The 17,385-nt window shown below is 72.8% G+C and carries 16 protein-coding genes; 11 read left to right on the forward strand and 5 right to left on the reverse strand.

What is annotated here, in order from left to right; genetic code table 11:
* The first annotated feature begins 109 nt into the window (after positions 1-109).
* Both aceE and ACIQUT_RS06780 read left to right on the forward strand, forming a co-directional pair.
* Positions 110-2,842: a pyruvate dehydrogenase (acetyl-transferring), homodimeric type gene (gene aceE / locus ACIQUT_RS06775; protein WP_403560176.1), complete on the forward strand. Its 2,733-nt coding sequence runs from the start codon at positions 110-112 to the stop codon at positions 2,840-2,842.
* Between the two features lie 133 nt (positions 2,843-2,975).
* Positions 2,976-3,803 carry a potassium channel family protein gene (locus ACIQUT_RS06780; protein WP_403560178.1) on the forward strand — a complete coding sequence of 276 codons (828 nt, stop codon included), beginning with the start codon at positions 2,976-2,978 and terminating at the stop codon, positions 3,801-3,803.
* Here ACIQUT_RS06780 and ACIQUT_RS06785 read toward each other — a convergent pair.
* Positions 3,800-4,321: a peptidase inhibitor family I36 protein gene (locus ACIQUT_RS06785; RefSeq protein WP_403560180.1), complete on the reverse strand. Its 522-nt coding sequence runs from the start codon at positions 4,319-4,321 to the stop codon at positions 3,800-3,802. The two genes, ACIQUT_RS06780 and ACIQUT_RS06785, sit on opposite strands and share 4 nt — an antisense overlap.
* A 208-nt stretch (positions 4,322-4,529) precedes the next feature.
* Complete coding sequence (locus ACIQUT_RS06790; RefSeq protein WP_403560617.1) at positions 4,530-6,017, reverse strand: DHA2 family efflux MFS transporter permease subunit; 1,488 nt, start codon at positions 6,015-6,017, stop codon at positions 4,530-4,532.
* 347 nt (positions 6,018-6,364) lie between these two features.
* Between ACIQUT_RS06790 and ACIQUT_RS06795 the strand changes: the two genes are divergently transcribed.
* From ACIQUT_RS06795 to ACIQUT_RS06805, 3 genes are all read left to right on the forward strand, one after another.
* Positions 6,365-7,018, forward strand: a complete 654-nt coding sequence (locus ACIQUT_RS06795; protein WP_403560182.1) for a TetR/AcrR family transcriptional regulator — start codon at positions 6,365-6,367, stop codon at positions 7,016-7,018.
* Positions 7,019-7,168: 150 nt separating this feature from the next.
* Positions 7,169-8,398, forward strand: a complete 1,230-nt coding sequence (locus ACIQUT_RS06800; RefSeq protein ID WP_403560619.1) for an alpha/beta hydrolase — start codon at positions 7,169-7,171, stop codon at positions 8,396-8,398.
* Positions 8,399-8,464: 66 nt separating this feature from the next.
* The gene (locus tag ACIQUT_RS06805) at positions 8,465-9,316 is read left to right on the forward strand and encodes a DUF4429 domain-containing protein (RefSeq protein WP_403560184.1); all 852 of its coding nucleotides are present in this window, start codon (positions 8,465-8,467) and stop codon (positions 9,314-9,316) included.
* Positions 9,317-9,396: 80 nt separating this feature from the next.
* On the opposite strand, the gene ACIQUT_RS06810 is transcribed toward ACIQUT_RS06805, so the two are convergent.
* Both ACIQUT_RS06810 and ACIQUT_RS06815 read right to left on the reverse strand, forming a co-directional pair.
* Entirely contained in the window at positions 9,397-10,413 is a 1,017-nt protein-coding gene (locus tag ACIQUT_RS06810; RefSeq protein WP_403560186.1) for an aldo/keto reductase, read from the reverse strand.
* Positions 10,410-10,796 carry a MerR family transcriptional regulator gene (locus tag ACIQUT_RS06815; protein ID WP_403560188.1) on the reverse strand — a complete coding sequence of 129 codons (387 nt, stop codon included), beginning with the start codon at positions 10,794-10,796 and terminating at the stop codon, positions 10,410-10,412. The genes ACIQUT_RS06810 and ACIQUT_RS06815 overlap by 4 nt, the downstream gene beginning before the upstream one ends.
* A gap of 70 nt (positions 10,797-10,866) precedes the next feature.
* On the opposite strand from ACIQUT_RS06815, the gene ACIQUT_RS06820 reads away from it, so the two are divergent.
* Entirely contained in the window at positions 10,867-11,694 is an 828-nt protein-coding gene (locus ACIQUT_RS06820; protein ID WP_403560621.1) for a serine hydrolase domain-containing protein, read from the forward strand.
* 79 nt (positions 11,695-11,773) lie between these two features.
* Here ACIQUT_RS06820 and ACIQUT_RS06825 read toward each other — a convergent pair whose 3' ends face one another.
* On the reverse strand, positions 11,774-12,427 hold the full coding sequence (locus ACIQUT_RS06825) for a pirin family protein (RefSeq protein WP_403560190.1): 654 nt from the start codon (positions 12,425-12,427) through the stop codon (positions 11,774-11,776).
* Between the two features lie 69 nt (positions 12,428-12,496).
* Here ACIQUT_RS06825 and ACIQUT_RS06830 point away from each other — a divergent pair, with 69 nt between their 5' ends.
* The 5 genes from ACIQUT_RS06830 to fabF all read left to right on the forward strand — a co-directional run bounded on the left by ACIQUT_RS06830 (position 12,497) and on the right by fabF (position 17,384).
* Complete coding sequence (locus ACIQUT_RS06830) at positions 12,497-13,702, forward strand: PucR family transcriptional regulator (protein ID WP_403560192.1); 1,206 nt, start codon at positions 12,497-12,499, stop codon at positions 13,700-13,702.
* An 89-nt stretch (positions 13,703-13,791) separates the two neighbouring features.
* Positions 13,792-14,709, forward strand: a complete 918-nt coding sequence (locus tag ACIQUT_RS06835) for an ACP S-malonyltransferase (protein ID WP_403560194.1) — start codon at positions 13,792-13,794, stop codon at positions 14,707-14,709.
* A 19-nt stretch (positions 14,710-14,728) separates the two neighbouring features.
* The gene (locus ACIQUT_RS06840) at positions 14,729-15,733 is read left to right on the forward strand and encodes a ketoacyl-ACP synthase III (protein ID WP_403560196.1); all 1,005 of its coding nucleotides are present in this window, start codon (positions 14,729-14,731) and stop codon (positions 15,731-15,733) included.
* A 57-nt stretch (positions 15,734-15,790) separates the two neighbouring features.
* Positions 15,791-16,039, forward strand: coding sequence for an acyl carrier protein (locus ACIQUT_RS06845; protein ID WP_179172485.1), 249 nt, complete (start codon positions 15,791-15,793; stop codon positions 16,037-16,039).
* Between the two features lie 79 nt (positions 16,040-16,118).
* Positions 16,119-17,384, forward strand: coding sequence for a beta-ketoacyl-ACP synthase II (fabF, locus tag ACIQUT_RS06850; protein WP_403560198.1), 1,266 nt, complete (start codon positions 16,119-16,121; stop codon positions 17,382-17,384).
* The last annotated feature ends 1 nt before the right edge of the window (position 17,385 follow it).

Below are 17,385 nucleotides of genomic sequence, written 5' to 3' on the forward strand. Positions count from 1 at the left end.
GCCCGACTCCAAGGATTACCCAGTGGTAAAGATGACGATTCCGACCGAGCGTAAGACCATGGGAGGCGGCGAACCCAAGGCACGACTCCCCTGACAGTGAAGGAACAGCGTGGCTTCCGCATCCGATCGCAACCCGATCATCATTGGCGGCCTGCCGAGCCAGGTCCCGGACTTCGATCCGGAGGAAACGCGGGAGTGGCTCGACTCCCTCGACGCGGCCGTCGACGAGCGCGGCCGTGAGCGGGCCCGCTATCTGATGCTGCGCCTGATCGAGCGGGCGCGCGAGCGGCGCGTGGCCGTGCCCGAGATGCGCAGCTCGGACTACGTCAACACGATCGCGACCAAGGACGAGCCGTTCTTCCCGGGCAACGAGGAGATCGAGCGCAGGATCCTCAACGCCACCCGGTGGAACGCGGCCGTCATGGTCTCCCGGGCCCAGCGCCCGGGCATCGGCGTCGGCGGCCACATCGCCACCTTCGCTTCCTCGGCCTCCCTCTACGACGTGGGCTTCAACCACTTCTTCCGCGGCAAGGACGAGGGCGACGGCGGCGACCAGATCTTCTTCCAGGGCCACGCCTCCCCCGGCGTCTACGCCCGCGCGTACCTGCTGGACCGGCTCTCCGAGCAGCAGCTCGACGCCTTCCGCCAGGAGAAGTCGAAGGCCCCGTACGGCCTGTCCAGCTACCCGCACCCGCGGCTGATGCCGGACTTCTGGGAGTTCCCGACGGTCTCGATGGGCCTCGGCCCGATCGGCGCCATCTACCAGGCCCGGATGAACCGGTACATGGAGGCGCGCGGGATCGCGGACACCTCCGCCTCACACGTTTGGGCGTACCTCGGCGACGGCGAGATGGACGAGCCGGAGTCGCTGGGCCAGCTGTCCCTGGCGGCCCGCGAGGGGCTGGACAACCTCACCTTCGTCGTCAACTGCAACCTGCAGCGCCTCGACGGGCCGGTGCGCGGCAACGGCAAGGTCATCCAGGAGCTGGAGTCGATCTTCCGCGGGGCCGGCTGGAACGTCATCAAGCTGATCTGGGACCGCTCCTGGGACCCGCTGCTGGCGCAGGACCGCGACGGCATCCTCGTCAACAAGATGAACTCGACGCCGGACGGCCAGTTCCAGACGTACGCCACCGAGACGGGCGCGTACATCCGGGACCACTTCTTCGGCGACGACCAGCGGCTGCGCGCGATGGTCGCGGACATGACCGACGACCAGATCCTGCACCTGGGGCGCGGCGGCCACGACCACAAGAAGATCTACGCGGCGTACGCGGCGGCCCGCGCCCACAAGGGCCAGCCGACGGTGATCCTGGCCAAGACGATCAAGGGCTGGACGCTCGGCCCGAACTTCGAGGGCCGCAACGCCACGCACCAGATGAAGAAACTGACGGTCGACGACCTCAAGCGCTTCCGCGACCGCCTGCACCTCCCGATCACGGACGCGCAGCTGGAGAGCGGCGCCCCGCCGTACTACCACCCGGGCCGCAACTCGCCGGAGATCCAGTACATGCACGACCGGCGCAAGGCCCTGGGCGGCTACGTGCCGACCCGTGTGGTGCGCGCCAAGCCGCTGCAGCTGCCCGACGATGCCGCCTACGCGGCGGTGAAGAAGGGCTCCGGCCAGCAGTCGATCGCCACGACGATGGCGTTCGTCCGGCTGCTGAAGGACCTGATGCGGGACAAGGAGGTCGGCCGGCGGTTCGTGCTGATCGCACCGGACGAGTACCGCACCTTCGGCATGGACTCGTTCTTCCCGAGCGCCAAGATCTACAACCCGCTGGGGCAGCAGTACGAGTCCGTCGACCGCGACCTGCTGCTGGCGTACAAGGAGTCCCCGACCGGCCAGATGCTGCACGACGGCATCTCGGAGGCGGGCTGCACGGCCTCGCTGATCGCCGCCGGGTCGGCGTACGCGACGCACGGCGAGCCGCTGATCCCGGTCTACGTCTTCTACTCGATGTTCGGCTTCCAGCGCACGGGTGACCAGTTCTGGCAGATGGCCGACCAGCTGGCGCGCGGTTTCGTGCTCGGTGCGACCGCGGGCCGGACCACCCTGACGGGTGAGGGCCTGCAGCACGCCGACGGCCACTCCCAGCTGCTGGCGTCGACGAACCCGGGCTGCGTCGCGTACGACCCGGCCTACGGCTACGAGATCGCGTACATCGTCAAGGACGGCCTGCGGCGCATGTACGGCCCCGAGGCCGAGGACGTCTTCTACTACCTGACCGTCTACAACGAGCCGATCCAGCACCCGGCCGAGCCGGCCGACGTCGACGTGGACGGCATCCTCAAGGGCATCCACCGGGTGGCCGCGGGCACGTCCGGCTCCCTCCCGGCGCAGATCCTCGCCTCGGGCGTGGCGGTGCCGTGGGCGCTGGAGGCGCAGCGGATCCTGGCCGAGGAGTGGAACGTCAAGGCGGACGTCTGGTCGGCGACCTCCTGGAACGAGCTGCGCCGCGAGGCCGTCGCGGTGGAGGAGCACAACCTGCTCCACCCGGAGGAGGAGCAGCGCGTTCCGTACGTGACGCGGAAGCTGTCGGCCGGCGAGGGGCCGTTCGTCGCGGTCTCGGACTGGATGCGGGCGGTTCCGGACCAGATCGCGCGGTGGGTGCCGGGCGCGTACACCTCGCTGGGTGCGGACGGGTTCGGCTTCGCCGACACGCGCGGCGCGGCGCGGCGGTTCTTCCACATCGACGCCCAGTCGGTGGTGCTGGCGGTGCTGACCGAGCTCGCCAAGGCGGGCCGGATCGACCGGTCCGCGCTGAAGCAGGCCGTGGACCGCTACCGGCTGCTGGACGTGGCGGCGGCCGACCCGGGTGCGGCGGGCGGCGACGCGTAGCGGCGGCCCTGCGGGGGCCGCGGGCATGAAGTGACGGCCGGCGGGCCGGGGTGCGGGTGTGCGCCCCGGCCCGTCGCCGTGCGACGGCCGTCGCACCGCTGCGCCGGTCTGCGAGCTTTACGCATTCCTTACGATGCTCCGTATGAAGGAACCGTCCCGCCAGCTGCGGTGGGAGCAGCGGAGCCAGACCCCGCTGCTCGTCCTCGCCGTGGCGTTCGCCGTCGCCTATGCCGTACCGATCGTGGCCCCCGACGCGGACGCCCGGGTGCACCGTGCGTGCACCGTCACCGAGTGGGCGGTGTGGGCTTCGTTCGCCCTGGACTACCTGGTGCGGCTGGGCCTGTCGGCCTCCAGGAAGGCCTTCGTCCGCGCCCACTGGCTGGACCTGATCGCGGTGCTGCTGCCGATGATCCAGCCGCTGCGGCTGCTGCGGCTGGTGTCCACCCTGCTGCTGGTGGGCCGGCGCGCCCGGATGGCCCCGCAGATCCGGCTGACCACGTACGTGGCGGGTGCGGTGGTCGGGCTGATGATGTTCGGCTCCCTCGCCGTGCTGAGCGTGGAGCGGGACGCACCCGACGGCAACATCCGGAACCTGGGTGATGCCGTGTGGTGGAGCTTCACCACCATGACCACCGTGGGGTACGGCGACCACTCCCCCACCACCGGGCTCGGCCGGGTGCTCGCGGTGGGGCTGATGCTGTCCGGGATCGCCCTGCTCGGTGTGGTCACCGCGAACATCGCGGCCTGGTTCATCGCCCGCTTCGAGTTCGACGACCAGGCCGAGCGGGAGCAGACGGCCGCGATCGCCGAGCTGACCGCGGAGGTACGGGCCCTGCGCGCCGAGGTCGCCCGGCTGGGCGGGACCGCCCCGGGCGGGCAGGCCGGGATCCCCGCCCCGGCGCCCGAGGCGGGCCCGTCGGCCGCGGTGGCCGCGGCGCCCCCCGGGGGGCGGGTCCGCTAGCGTTCCCACACCTTGAAGGCGCGCACCAGGTAAGGCGACTCCGGGAGCTGGACCCCGTCGCCGGGGTACGTCTGGAACTCGCCCGTCTCGGCGCACTCGGCCGACTGGTAGGTGGTCACCGGCCGCCCGGTGCGGTTGACGAGGGACTGGGCGCTGGTCCCGGCGGGCAGCGCGGTGCAGCTGTTGACGTCCAGGGTGCTCAGCTCGTGGGTGTGCCGCTTGCCCTTGAACCCGGGCTGCGCCCACAGGCACAGCTGCCCGGTCGCGCAGGGCACCGCCCGCCCCGGCGGCGGGCCCGCGGCGGGCCGGGCGGGCCCGCCCGGTGCGGCGTGCGCGGTGCCGGGTGCGGCGTGCGCGGTGCCGGGTGCGGCGTGCGCGGTGCCGGGTGCGGCGTGCGCGGTGCCGGACGCGCCGGGCAGGAGGGCGGCGAGCACCAGGGCGGCCGCCGCCAGGGCCGCGTGGGCCCGCCCGGAGGCGGCGCGGGCGGGCGTGACTCCTGCGGGGGAACTCGTACGCATGACGGGTCAACTCCTTGTGGACCTGCCGCCCCGGACCGGTTCCGCAGCGGCTCGGCCACCACGCTGACCTGCGCGGACAGCCCGGCGGAAGGGGGTGCGGGCGGGTCCACCCGGATAGGCGACAGCCCTGCCGGAACCGCCCTGCGGGGCTGGGGAGCACAGCGGGTTGACGCCCCCGTGCCCCGCCGCTCTCCGCTGTCCCCTCCGCTCAGACGTGGGCCGCGCCCGCCCCCGCTGCCGCGTTCTCGCCGCGCTTGGTGAAGCAGGCCACGACCGCGGCGAGGACCGCGACGACGCCGGCAACGGTGAAGGCGGTGCTCATGCCGGACACGAAGGTGTCGTGCGCGACCGCCGCGATGGCGTCGGCGACGGGCTGCGGCGCGCCCTGCGGGACCGGCGCGATGCCGACCTGGACCCCCGTCTCGGCCAGGGCCAGCTGCTCCGGGGAGAGCGGCGGCAGCTCCGCGGCCCGCCAGTTGTCCCCGAACGAGTCACCGACCGTACGGGCCATGACCGCGCCGAGGACGGCGGTGCCGAGGCTGCCGCCGACCTGCATGGCGGCCTGCTGGAGCCCGCCGGCCACCCCGGACAGCTCCAGCGGGGCGTTGCCGACGATGACCTCGGTGGCGCCGACCATGACGGGGGCGAGGCCCACGCCGAGGAGGCAGAACCACAGCGACATCTCCAGGGTGCCGGTGCCCGGGGTGAGCCCGGACAGCCCGAAGCAGGCGGCGGCGGTGGCGGCCATGCCGGCGACGAGCGGGATGCGCGGGCCGACCGCGGTGATGGCGGCGCCGGCCAGCGGCGAGCCGATGATCATCATGCCGGTCAGCGGCAGCAGGTGCAGGCCGCTGTCGACGGGGCTCATGCCGTGCACGTTCTGCAGGTAGAAGGTGACGAAGAACAGGCCGCCCATGAAGGCGAACGCCATCAGCACCATGAGCACGGTGCCCGCGGACAGCGGCAGCGAGCGGAACATCCCCAGCGGGATCAGCGGCTCGCGGGCCGTGGTCTCCCAGGCGGCGAAGAGCACGAAGCAGACCGCGGACCCGCCGAGGAACAGCACGGTCCGGCTGTCGCCCCAGCCCCATGCCGAGGCCTTGATCAGGGCCCAGATCAGGGAGAACATCCCGGTCGACAGCAGCGCGATGCCGGGGAGGTCGAAGGAGCGCGGGGCGTTCTCGGCGCGGTGGTCGAGCAGGATGAACAGGCCGAAGACCAGGGCGATGATGCCGACGGGCACGTTGACGAAGAAGACGGACTGCCAGCTGACGTGCTCCACGAGCAGGCCGCCGACGATGGGGCCGCCCGCGGTCGAGGCGCCGATGACCATGCCCCAGATGCCGATGGCCATGTTGAGCTTCTCGGCGGGGAAGGCGGCGCGCAGCAGGCCGAGCGCGGCGGGCATCAGCAGGGCGCCGAACAGGCCCTGGGCCACGCGGAAGCCGACGAGGAACTCGACGCTGGAGGACAGGCCGATCGCGGCGGACGCCCCGGCGAATCCGGCGATGCCGAGGAGGAAGGTCTGGCGGTGGCCGAAGCGGTCGCCGAGCTTGCCGGCGGTGATGAGGGAGACGGCGAGGGCGAGCAGGTAGCCGTTGGTTATCCACTGGACGTCGGAGAGCGAGGCTCCGAGGTCCTTCTGGATCTCGGGGTTGGCGACGGCGACGATCGTGCCGTCCAGGGTGACCATCATGACGCCGATGGCCACGGCGAAGAGGGTTAACCAGGGATGGCCGCGCAGCCCCGGCCGGGCCGGCGCCCCGCCCGGCCCCTTGACGGGCGTCCGGCCGTCGACGGTGGTCTGACGAGTCATGCGGACAGGCTAGTGACAGCGGCTGACACTTCACAGACGGCTTAACGAGGCAGTGGCTGTCAGGTCCGTCACAGGTACCCTGACCGCTCACTCGGCGTCAGATCGGGCACACGGCCGCCGCGTTGGGCCGCCCCGCGCCCGGCACCCGAACCGACCCGGCACCCGAACCGGCCCGAAACGGGAACCGGCCCGACGCCGGAACCAGCCCCGAAAGGACTCCCGCGGTGATGACCGACGAGCGGCCGGCGCAAGCGTCGCCGGCGCCCGGACTGCGCGAACGCAAGAAGCGGCGCACCCGGGACGCACTGCTGCGCGCCGCCCTCCTCCTCTTCATCTCGCAGGGGTACGAGCAGACCACCGTCGACGAGATCACCGACGCCGTGGACGTCTCCCAGCGCACCTTCTTCCGCTACTTCGCCAGCAAGGAGGAGGTCGCCTTCGCCGCCCAGGACCTGGCCGAATCGCACCTCCTCGCCGCCCTGCGGGCCCGGCCGGCCGCCGAGGGCCCCCTCACGGCGCTGCGCGCCGCCGTGGGCGACGTGTGGGACACCCTCGACGAGGCCCTGTCCGAGGTGGTCCCGCTCGACCTCTACCTGCGCACCTACCGGCTCATCGAGTCGACCCCGGCGCTGCTCGCCGTCCACCTGCGCCGCTGCACCGAGCTGGAGGAGCGGCTGGCCCGGCTGATCGCGGAGCGCGAGGGCCTGGACGTGGACGCCGACCCGCGCCCCCGGGTGGCCGTCGCCGCGTTCTCGGGTGTGATGCGTGTCACGGGACGGCTCTGGGGGCAGGGCGGGGACGCCGGCGTCGCCGCCCTGCGGGACACGACCGAGGCGTACCTCGACCGGCTCGGCCCGGCACTCGCCGCGGACTGGCGCTGACAGCGGGTCACGTGAGCCGGGTCACCGCGGACCGGTGCGGGGTGAGCCCCGTCACCGTGAGCCCGGTCACCGTGTTCCGGCTCACCCCGTGGCCCCCATCACCCTGTGCCTCAGGGCCCGTTCCGGTTTCGTACGCTGGTCCCAGTGAACCTGCCCGGCCTCGCCCACCCCACCGCCGTCGGCGCCGATCCGCGCCCTGCCGTCCTGCGCACCCTGCTCGCGCTGGCGGTCGTCTTCATCATGCTGGCGACCACCGGCTGGACCACCGTGCACCGGCCCGACGCCGGCACCACGCTGCGGGCCGCCGCGCTCGCCGCCTGGTCCACGGCCCGGAGCGACGGCCGGCCCGTGCCGCCCGCCGACGCCCCCGTGCGCACGGTGGCCCGGTTCTTCGCCGACATCGACCCCGGCCGGCAGGCCCGGCTCGCGGACGCCCACCCGTTCGTCATCGGCAACCTCGACGGAGCCCCCGCCACGCTGCGCTACCGCGCCAACCTGCGCGCCCTCGGACTGGCCGAGAAGGCCGAGCAGGCCCGCAGCCGCGACGTCAGCCTGACCCCGGCCGACCGCAACACGGCCGGCCGGCGCGCCCACCGCTTCGCCTCCCTCGCCGGCCCCGGCCGGCAGATCCTCGCCTTCGACCCCACCGGGGGCGGCCGCATCGCCGAGGTCTTCGGCGACCTCGACCAGGCCCGGCGGGTCTCGGTGATCGTCCCCGGTGTGGACACCGACGTCCTCACCTTCGAGCGCACGACGCGCCGGCTGACCGCCCCGGTCGGCATGGCGCAGTCGCTGTACGCGGCCGAGCGCGCCGCGGCTCCGGGCAGCCGGACCGCGGTCATCGCCTGGGCCGACTACACCGCCCCGTCCGGCGTCGGCATGGACGCGGCCACCGGGCGGATGGCCATGGACGGCGCCGTACGGCTGGAGGCCCTCGCGGCGGCGCTGCCGGGGGACGCGAGCGTGGCGCTGTTCTGCCACAGCTACGGGTCGGTGGTGTGCGGGGTCGCCGCGCACTCGCTGCCCGACCGGGTGACGGACGTCGTCGTGGCGGGCAGCCCGGGGATGCGCGCGGGCTCGGTGGCCGACCTGGACACCTCGGCCCGGGTGTGGGCCACGCGGGACTCCGGGGACTGGATCGCGGACGTTCCGCATCTGGAGGTCGGCGGCCTGGGGCACGGGGCGGACCCGGTGTCGCCGGAGTTCGGCGCCCGGCTGCTGTCCTCGGCCGGAGCCAAGCGGCACACCGGCTATTTCGAGCCAGGCACGGGCTCCCTGGACAACTTCGCCAAAATCGGAACCGGCACCTTTGACTCCGTTGTCTGCGCGACCGGGGACGATGCCTGCCGCCGTGGAGTTTCCGGGACAGACGCGCACTGACCCGCGTAGAGTCCCGGAAATCGGACCCCGCTCCGAGGGGGACGCGCAGGCGCGTATCCCTTTACCATGTGCCGCATGGGTGACGTACTGGCCGGAAATCATGCCGCCTGGGAGTTCGACTCGGACTCGGTGCTCATCCGCTTCACCCGGGGGATGCGAACGCCAAGGCTCTGGAATGCCCTCGGGGCGCGGCGGATCCCGTTCGAGGCACTGTCCGCGGTGGACCTCACCACGGGCAGACGCGACGCGGTGGTGCTGGAGGCCGTTCCGCGGCCGGGCGCGGATCCGCTGATGGAGGCCGCCGCAGGGCAACTGCGCGCGGTCTGCGACCCGTACCGTCTGGTGGTGCCGGGCGACCGGGCCGCGCAGGCGCGGGAGTTCGCCGACCGGCTGCGCGAGCGGCTGTGCCCCGAGGCGGACGAGCCGGCCGAGCGCTTCCTGGTGCCGGTGGCGGAGCCGCCGCTGCAGCTGAAGGCGTACGACGCGCGCGTGACCTTCGACGGCACGGCCGTCGGCTTCCAGTGGTCGCGTACGGGCGCCACCGGCACCAAGTGGAAGGCGGGCGACCAGCGTTACCCGCTGTCGGAGCTGGCCGGAGTCGAGTGGCGTTCGCCGGAGGGGCCGGGCGGCCATCTGCGGCTCATACGCCGCGACGGCACCGGGGCCGATCCGCGTCCGGACCACGACCTCGCCACCGCCGTGTTCGGCACCGGGTACGGGGCCGTGCACGAGTCGCTGCCGTTCGCGGCGGCCGTGCTGGCGGCCCTGCGCGTGCGCACCCCGGTGGCCTCGGTGCCGGCGCCGCGCACGGACGAGCGCCTGCACCACCTGAGCGAGCTGCACAGCGCCGGCCTGCTGACGGACGCCGAGTACTCGGCCCTGCGGGATCGTTTCACCACGGACCCCTCCGAGGAGTAGCGCCCGCCCCCGCCGCGGCTGCCCGGTTCCGTTTGCCCCCGGTTCCGGCCGCCCCGGATCCGGCCCCGTGTCGCGCCTGCCTACGCCTCGCGGGCCGCCGAGGTGAAGGCCATGTCCGGGTAGCGGTCCCCCGCGACCTGCCCGGCGATCGGCTCCAGCAGGGCCAGCTCCGGCTCCGTCAGCGTGATCCGGGTCGCGGCGGTGTTCTCCGCGAGCCGCTCCGGCCTGCGGGTGCCCGGGATCGGGACCACCGTCAGCCCGTGCACCTGCGCCCGCTGCTGCACCCAGGCCAGCGCGATCTGCGCCGGGGTGGCCCCGTGGGCGCGCGCGACCTGCCGCACCGGCTCCAGCAGCGCCGCGTTGGCCTTGGCGTTGTCGCCGGTGAACCGCGGCTGGAAGACGCGGAAGTCGCCCTCCGACAGCTCCGCGGCGTCCGCGAAGGCGCCGGTCAGGAAGCCGCGGCCGAGCGGGGAGTACGGCACGAAGGCCACGCCGAGCTCGGCCGCCGCACCGACCGCGCTGCGCTCCACGTCCCGGCTGAACAGGGACCACTCCGACTGGAGGGCCGCGATCGGGTGCACCGCGTACGCCTCCCGCAGCTCCGCCCCGGTGACCTCGCTGAGCCCCAGGTGGCGCACCTTGCCCTCCTGCACCAGCTCCGCCATGGCGCCCACGGACTCGGCGAGCGGGACCGACGGGTCGTGGCGGTGCATGTAGTACAGGTCGATGACGTCGGTCCCGAGCCGCCGGAGGCTGTCCTCCGCCGCCCTGCGGACGTACGCGCGGTCGTTGCGTATGCCGCGGTGGTGCGGGTCGTCGGTGCGCTCGATGCCGAACTTGGTGGCGAGGGTGATCTCCTCGCGGTGCGCGGCGACGAACGGCGCGAGGAACTCCTCGTTGCGGCCCCGCCCGTAGATGTCGGCGGTGTCGAACAGGGTGACCCCGGCGTCGAGCGCCGCCCCGAGCGTCGCGCGGGCCGCCGCCTCGTCCGTCTCCCCGTAGAACTCGCTCATGCCCATGCAGCCGAGGCCCTGGATGCCGACCCGCGGGCCGCCCTTGCCGAGTTCGGCCTGCCCGATGGTGGTGTTCTGCGTCACTGGCGTGCCGCCTTCCCCGTATAAATATCGATCTTGAAGTCCAGAACGGCGAGCGCGTCGGTCAGTTCCGCGATCCGAGCCCGCACCTCGCTCCGGGTCCGCTCCAGCAGCTCGCGCCGCCGGTCGACGGTGTGCTCGCCCTCGCGGAGCAGTTCGGCGTACGTGACCATGTCCGCCACCGACATGCCGGTGGCGCGCAGCTTGCCCACGAACGACAGCCACCGCAGGTCGGCGTCGGTGAAGCGCCGCTGCCCCGAGTGGGACCGGTCCACATGCGGCATCAGGCCGATCCGCTCGTACCAGCGCAGGGTGTGCTGGCTCAGGCCGGTCAGGGCCTCGACCTCGCTGATCGTGTACCGCGTCTGCGTCCCTGTCAGGCTCATGCCGCCCACGCTAGGACCTTTGAGTGCACTCCAAGCAAGTAGGCTCGGCGGCATGGAGAGCGTGGAGACCCTGGACAGCCTGCGGACCATCGACGACTGGCCGGTGCCGACCGCCGCGGCGGCCGTCGTCCGGGCGGACGGGAGCCTGGCGGGCTCCCACGGCCCCGTCGGCCACCGGTTCGCACTGGCTTCGGTGACCAAGCCGCTCGCGGCGTACGCCGCGCTCGTCGCGTACGAGGAGGGCGCCGTCGAGCTGGACGAGCCCGCGGGCCCCGAGGGCGCGACGGTGCGTCACCTGCTGGCGCACACCAGCGGCCTGGCCTTCGACGAGCACCGGGTCATGGCCCCGCCCGGGACGCGCCGGCTGTACTCGAACGCCGGCTTCGAGGTGCTCGGCGACCACATCGCCAAGGCCACCGGCATCCCCTTCGCCGAGTACGTGCACCAGGCGGTGTTCGAGCCGCTCGGCATGGCCTCGACCACCCTGGACGGCTCGCCCGCCAAGGACGGCGTCTCCACCGTGTCGGACCTGGTCCGCTTCGCCGCCGAGCTGCAGGCCCCCCGCCTGCTCGACCCGCGCACGGTCGCGGAGGCCACCACCGTGGCCCACCCGGGCCTCAAGGGCGTGCTCCCCGGGTACGGGCACCAGTCCCCGAACGACTTCGGGCTCGGCGTGGAGATCCGCGGCGCCAAGAGCCCGCACTGGACGGGCGCCTCCTCCTCCCCGGGCACCTTCGGCCACTTCGGCCAGGCCGGCACCTTCCTGTGGGTGGACCCCGCCGTGCGCGCCGCGTGCGTGGTGCTGACGGACCGCGCCTTCGGCCCGTGGGCCGTGGAGGCCTGGCCGCCCTTCACGGACGGGGTCCTCGCCGAGCTCTCCGGCCCGCTCCACCGCTGAGCGGGCCGCAGGACGGCCGTGGTTCTGCCGCAGGACTGCCGCAGTCCTGCCGCGGGATCGCCTCAGGACTGCCGCAGGACTACGGAAGCTCCCAGATCAGCAGCTCCCCGGGGGATCCCGCGACGACCTCCAGGCCCTGCTCTCCGGTGATCCGGGCCGAGTCCCCGGGCCCGAGCTCCACCCCGTCCAGCCGCAGGTCGCCGCGCACCACGTGCAGGTAGACCCGCTCCGCGGCGGGGACGGCGACGTGCTCGCCCGCGCCCGGCCGCCGCACGTGCAGGACGGCGCCGGCCGCGGGGACCTCGTACGGGGTGTCGTCGGAGAGGCCGCGGACCAGCCGGTACGCGGGCTCCCCGCCGGGGGCCAGCGGCGCGAGCCAGGTCTGCACGAAGCGCAGCGGCTCGGCGCCGTCGTTGCGCTCGATGTGCCGGGCGCCGGATCCGGCGCCGAGGTGCTGCACGTCGCCGTGGCGGAGCACGGCCTCCTCGCCGGTGCTGCCCCTGTGCGTCAGCTCACCCTCGATCACCCAGGTGACGATCTCGGTGTGGCTGTGGGGGTGCTCGTCGAAGCCGGCGCCCGGGGCGAGGGCCTCCTCGTTGCAGGCCAGGATCGGGCCGAAGCGCAGGTTGTCCGGGTCGTAGAAGCTGCCGAAGGAGAAGGCGTGCCGGGTGGTGATCCCCGCGTCGGGGTCCCCGCCCGGGTACCGGTCGGCACCGCGGCGTACATCAATCATGGGCCCACGGTAGACCTTGGGTGTGAGGCCGCACTCCGCGCTGCCGTCCCGATAAGGCAGTCTTGTCCCGTGCCCCAACCCGAACGTGAGCATTCCCCCGCGCATCCCGCTGCCGCCCATCCGCATGCCGCGACGCTGCGCCGGCTGGAGAAGTCCTCCGGCCGGCTCGCCGCGAACGCGATCGCGCGCATGGACGAGACCCTGCCGTGGTACCGGGCGATGCCCCCGGAGAACCGGTCCTGGATCGGCCTGGTCGCCCAGGCCGGCATCGCCGCGTTCACCGAGTGGTTCCGGCACCCGGAGACCCCGCAGGCGATCTCCACCGACGTGTTCGGGACGGCTCCGCGCGAGCTGACCCGGGCGATCACGCTGCGCCAGACCGTCGAGATGGTCCGCACCACGATCGAGGTCATGGAGGCCGCGATCGAGGAGGTGGCGGCCCCGGGCGACGAGTCGATCCTGCGGGAGGCGCTGCTGGTGTACGCCCGGGAGATCGCGTTCGCGACGGCCCAGGTGTACGCGCAGGCCGCCGAGGCGCGCGGGGCGTGGGACGCCCGGCTGGAGTCCCTGGTGGTGAACGCGGTGCTGTCCGGGGAGGCCGACGAGGGCGCGCTGTCGCGGGCCGCGGCCCTGGGCTGGAACTCGCCGGAGCACGTGTGCGTGGTGCTCGGCACCGCGCCGGAGGGCGACAGCGAGCTGACGGTCGAGGCGATCCGGCGGGCGGCCCGGCACCACAAGCTGCAGGTGCTGACGGGTGTGCTCGGCGACCGCCTGGTGGTGATCGCGGGCGGCAGCGACAACCCGCTGCAGGTGGCGAAGTCGCTGATCGGGCCGTTCGCGGCGGGCCCGGTGGTCGCGGGCCCGGTGGTCGCGGACCTGCTGAACGCGACGAAGTCCGCGCAGGCGGCGGCGGCCGGTCTGAAGGCCTGTTCGGCCTGGCAGGACGCCCCGCGGCCGGTGCTCGCGGACGATCTCCTGCCGGAGCGCGCGATCGCCTCGGATCCCTCCGCGCGGGAGCAGCTGGTGGAGGAGATCTACAGACCGCTGGAGGAAGCGGGGTCGGCGCTGCTGGAGACGCTGAGTGTCTACCTGGAGCAGGCGAGCAGTCTGGAGGGGGCGGCGCGGATGCTGTTCGTGCACCCGAACACGGTGCGCTACCGGCTCCGACGTGTGACCGACGTCACCGGCTGGTCGCCTTCTGATGTCCGCTCGGCGTTTACGCTGCGGATCGCGCTGATCCTCGGGCGTCTGGCTGACAACGATCAGCAGTCCTAGACTTTTGTCGGACTTCAACAATTACCCTGACGGTTCTTGGTCCCTGTCCCCACGGGCGGCTGGGACCCTCGACAAGAGAGAGTGTGAGGGTGCTCGTACTCGTCGCTCCCGGCCAAGGCGCACAGACGCCCGGCTTCCTGACCCCCTGGCTCGAACTGCCCGGCGCCGCTGACCGCGTCGCGGCATGGTCGGACGCCATCGGGCTCGACCTTGCCCACTACGGCACGAAGGCGGACGCGGACGAGATCCGCGACACGGCCGTGGCCCAGCCGCTGCTGGTCGCCGCGGGCCTGCTCGCCGCTTCGGAGCTGGGCTCCCGTACGGCCTTCGGTGCCGTCGCGGGCCACAGTGTCGGCGAGATCACCGCCGCCGCGTACGCGGGTGTGCTCTCCGACGCCGACGCGCTGTCCTTTGTGCGGACCCGGGGGCTGGCGATGGCCGAGGCCGCCGCCGTCACCGAGACCGGCATGGCCGCGGTGCTGGGCGGTGACCGCGACGTGGTCGTCGCGCACCTGGAGAAGCTGGGTCTGACCCCCGCCAACATCAACGGCGCGGGGCAGATCGTGGCGGCGGGCACCAAGGAGCAGATCGAGGCCCTGGTCGCCGAGAAGCCCGAGGGCGCCATGAAGGTCGTTGCGCTGCAGGTCGCGGGCGCCTTCCACACGCACCACATGGCTCCCGCGGTCGCGACGCTGGACGGGGCCGCCAAGGCCCTCGCGCCGGCCGACCCGGAGCTGAAGTACGTCTCGAACAAGGACGGCCAGGTCGTCACCTCGGGCGCCGACGTCGTCGCCCGCCTGGTGGGCCAGGTCGCGAACCCGGTCCGCTGGGACCTGTGCATGGAGACGTTCGCCGACCTCGGCGTCACCGGGCTCGTCGAGCTCAGCCCGGGCGGCACCCTGACGGGTCTGGCCAAGCGCGCCCTCAAGGGCGTGCCGAACGTGGCCCTGAAGACCCCGGACGATCTCGACAAGGCCGCGGCGCTCGTCGCCGAGCACGCGGCCTGAGAGAAGGAGCCCACACAGCATGTCGAAGATCAAGCCTGCCCAGGGCTCCCCGTACGCCCGCATCCTCGGCGTCGGCGGCTACCGCCCGACCCGGGTGGTCCCCAACGACGTCATCCTGGAGAAGATCGACTCCTCCGACGAGTGGATCCGCTCCCGCTCGGGCATCGCGAGCCGGCACTGGGCCTCGGCCGAGGAGACCGTCGCCGCGATGTCGGTGGAGGCCTCCGGCAAGGCGCTGGCCGATGCCGGGGTCTCCCCCGAGCAGATCGGCGCCGTGATCGTCTCGACGGTCTCCCACTTCCGGCAGACCCCGGCGGTCGCGACCGAGATCGCGCACCGGATCGGCGCGGTCAAGCCGGCCGCGTTCGACATCTCCGCGGGCTGCGCCGGCTTCGGCTACGGCCTGACCCTCGCCAAGGGCCTCGTCATCGAGGGCTCGGCCCGGTACGTGCTCGTCATCGGCGTGGAGCGGCTGTCGGACCTGACCGACCTGGAGGACCGCGCGACGGCCTTCCTGTTCGGCGACGGCGCCGGCGCCGTGGTCGTCGGCCCCTCGGACGTGCCGGCCATAGGCCCCACGGTGTGGGGCTCGGAGGGCGACAAGTCCGGGACGATCAAGCAGACCGTTCCGTGGGACGAGTACCTCGGCAAGGACGCCGGCGAGAAGTTCCCGGCCATCACGCAGGAGGGCCAGGCGGTGTTCCGCTGGGCCGTCTTCGAGATGGCCAAGGTGGCCCAGCAGGCGCTCGACGCCGCCGGGATCACCGCGGACGACCTGGACGTCTTCATTCCGCACCAGGCCAACATGCGGATCATCGACTCGATGGTGAAGACCCTCAAACTGCCGGAGCACGTCACGGTCGCCCGTGACGTGGAAACCACCGGCAACACCTCGGCCGCCTCGATCCCGCTCGCAATGGAGCGGCTCCTGGCGACCGGAGCGGCGAAGAGCGGCGACACCGCGCTCGTCATCGGCTTCGGGGCGGGGCTCGTCTACGCCGCGACGGTCGTTACCCTCCCCTAGGGCCCGGAACCACATCCGGTCCTGTTCCACCGCAGTCAGCTACAGAAGGAGCGCCACATGGCCGCCACGCAGGAAGAGATCATCGAGGGTCTGGCGGAGATCGTCAACGAGATCGCCGGTATCCCGGTCGAGGACGTCGAGGCCGACAAGTCGTTCACCGACGACCTGGACGTCGACTCCCTGTCCATGGTCGAGGTCGTCGTCGCCGCCGAAGAGCGCTTCGACGTCAAGATCCCGGACGAGGACGTCAAGGGCCTCCGCACCGTCGGTGACGCTGCCGACTACATCCTGAAGCACCAGGCCTGAGCCTGACGAGCGTTTGTCGCCACCCGGCGGTGGCGCCGTGACAATTCAGCACCCCCTGAGACGTGGAGAAAGAATTCCTGTGAGCCCGACCAATCGCACCGTGGTCGTCACCGGTATCGGCGCAACCACTCCGCTGGGTGGCGACAGCGCTTCGACCTGGGAAGGTCTGCTCGCCGGCCGGTCCGGTGTCAAGCCCCTGGAGGGCGAGCGCTTCGCCGAACTCCCGGTCCGCATTGCCGCCCCGGTCGCCGTCGACCCGAGCGAGGTCCTCCCGAAGCCCCTGGCGCGCAAGCTGGACCGCTCGGCCCAGTTCGCCGTCATCGCGGCCCGCGAGGCCTGGGCCGACGCCGGCTACAAGGCCCCGGCGGGCGAGGACGCGTCCGTCGCGCCGGAGCGCCTGGGCACCGTGATCGCCTCCGGTATCGGCGGTGTCACCACTCTGCTCGACCAGTACGACGTACTGAAGGAAAAGGGTGTGCGCCGGGTTTCCCCGCACACCGTCCCCATGCTGATGCCGAACGGCCCGTCGGCCAACGTCGGCCTGGAGGTCAACGCCCAGGCGGGCGTGCACACCCCGGTCAGCGCCTGCGCCTCCGGCGCCGAGGCCATCGGCTACGCCGTCGAGATGATCCGCACCGGCCGCGCCGACGTGGTCGTCGCGGGCGGCACCGAGGCGGCCATCCACCCGCTGCCGATCGCCGCGTTCGCCAACATGATGGCGATGTCCAAGAACAACGAGAACCCCGAGTCGGCCTCACGCCCGTACGACAAGGGCCGTGACGGCTTCGTCCTCGGCGAGGGCGCGGGCGTCGTGGTGCTGGAGTCCGCGGAGCACGCCGCCGCGCGCGGTGCCCGCGTCTACTGCGAGGTGCTGGGCCAGGGCCTGTCCGCGGACAGCCACCACATCGCGCAGCCGGAGCCGACCGGCCGCGGTGTCGCCGCCGCCGTGCAGAACCTGCTCGACAACACGGGCCTGAACCCGGCCGAGCTGGTCCACGTGAACGCGCACGCCACGTCGACCCCGCAGGGTGACACGGCCGAGGTGAAGGCCCTGCGCAAGGTCCTGGGCGACGACCTCGACCACGTCGCGATCTCCGCGACCAAGTCGATGACCGGCCACCTGCTGGGCGGCGCCGGCGGTATCGAGACCGTCGCGACCGTGCTGGCCCTCTACCACCGGCTGGCCCCGCCGACCATCAACATCGACGAGCTGGACGAGGACATCACCGCGGACATCGTCCGCGGCGAGCCCCGCAAGCTGCCCGCCGAGGGCCCGATCGCCGCGATCAACAACTCGTTCGGCTTCGGCGGCCACAACGTCACGCTGGGGTTCCGCAGCGTCTGAG

The sequence above is a fragment of the Streptomyces sp. NPDC090445 genome (assembly GCF_044769385.1).
GTDB lineage: Bacteria > Actinomycetota > Actinomycetes > Streptomycetales > Streptomycetaceae > Streptomyces.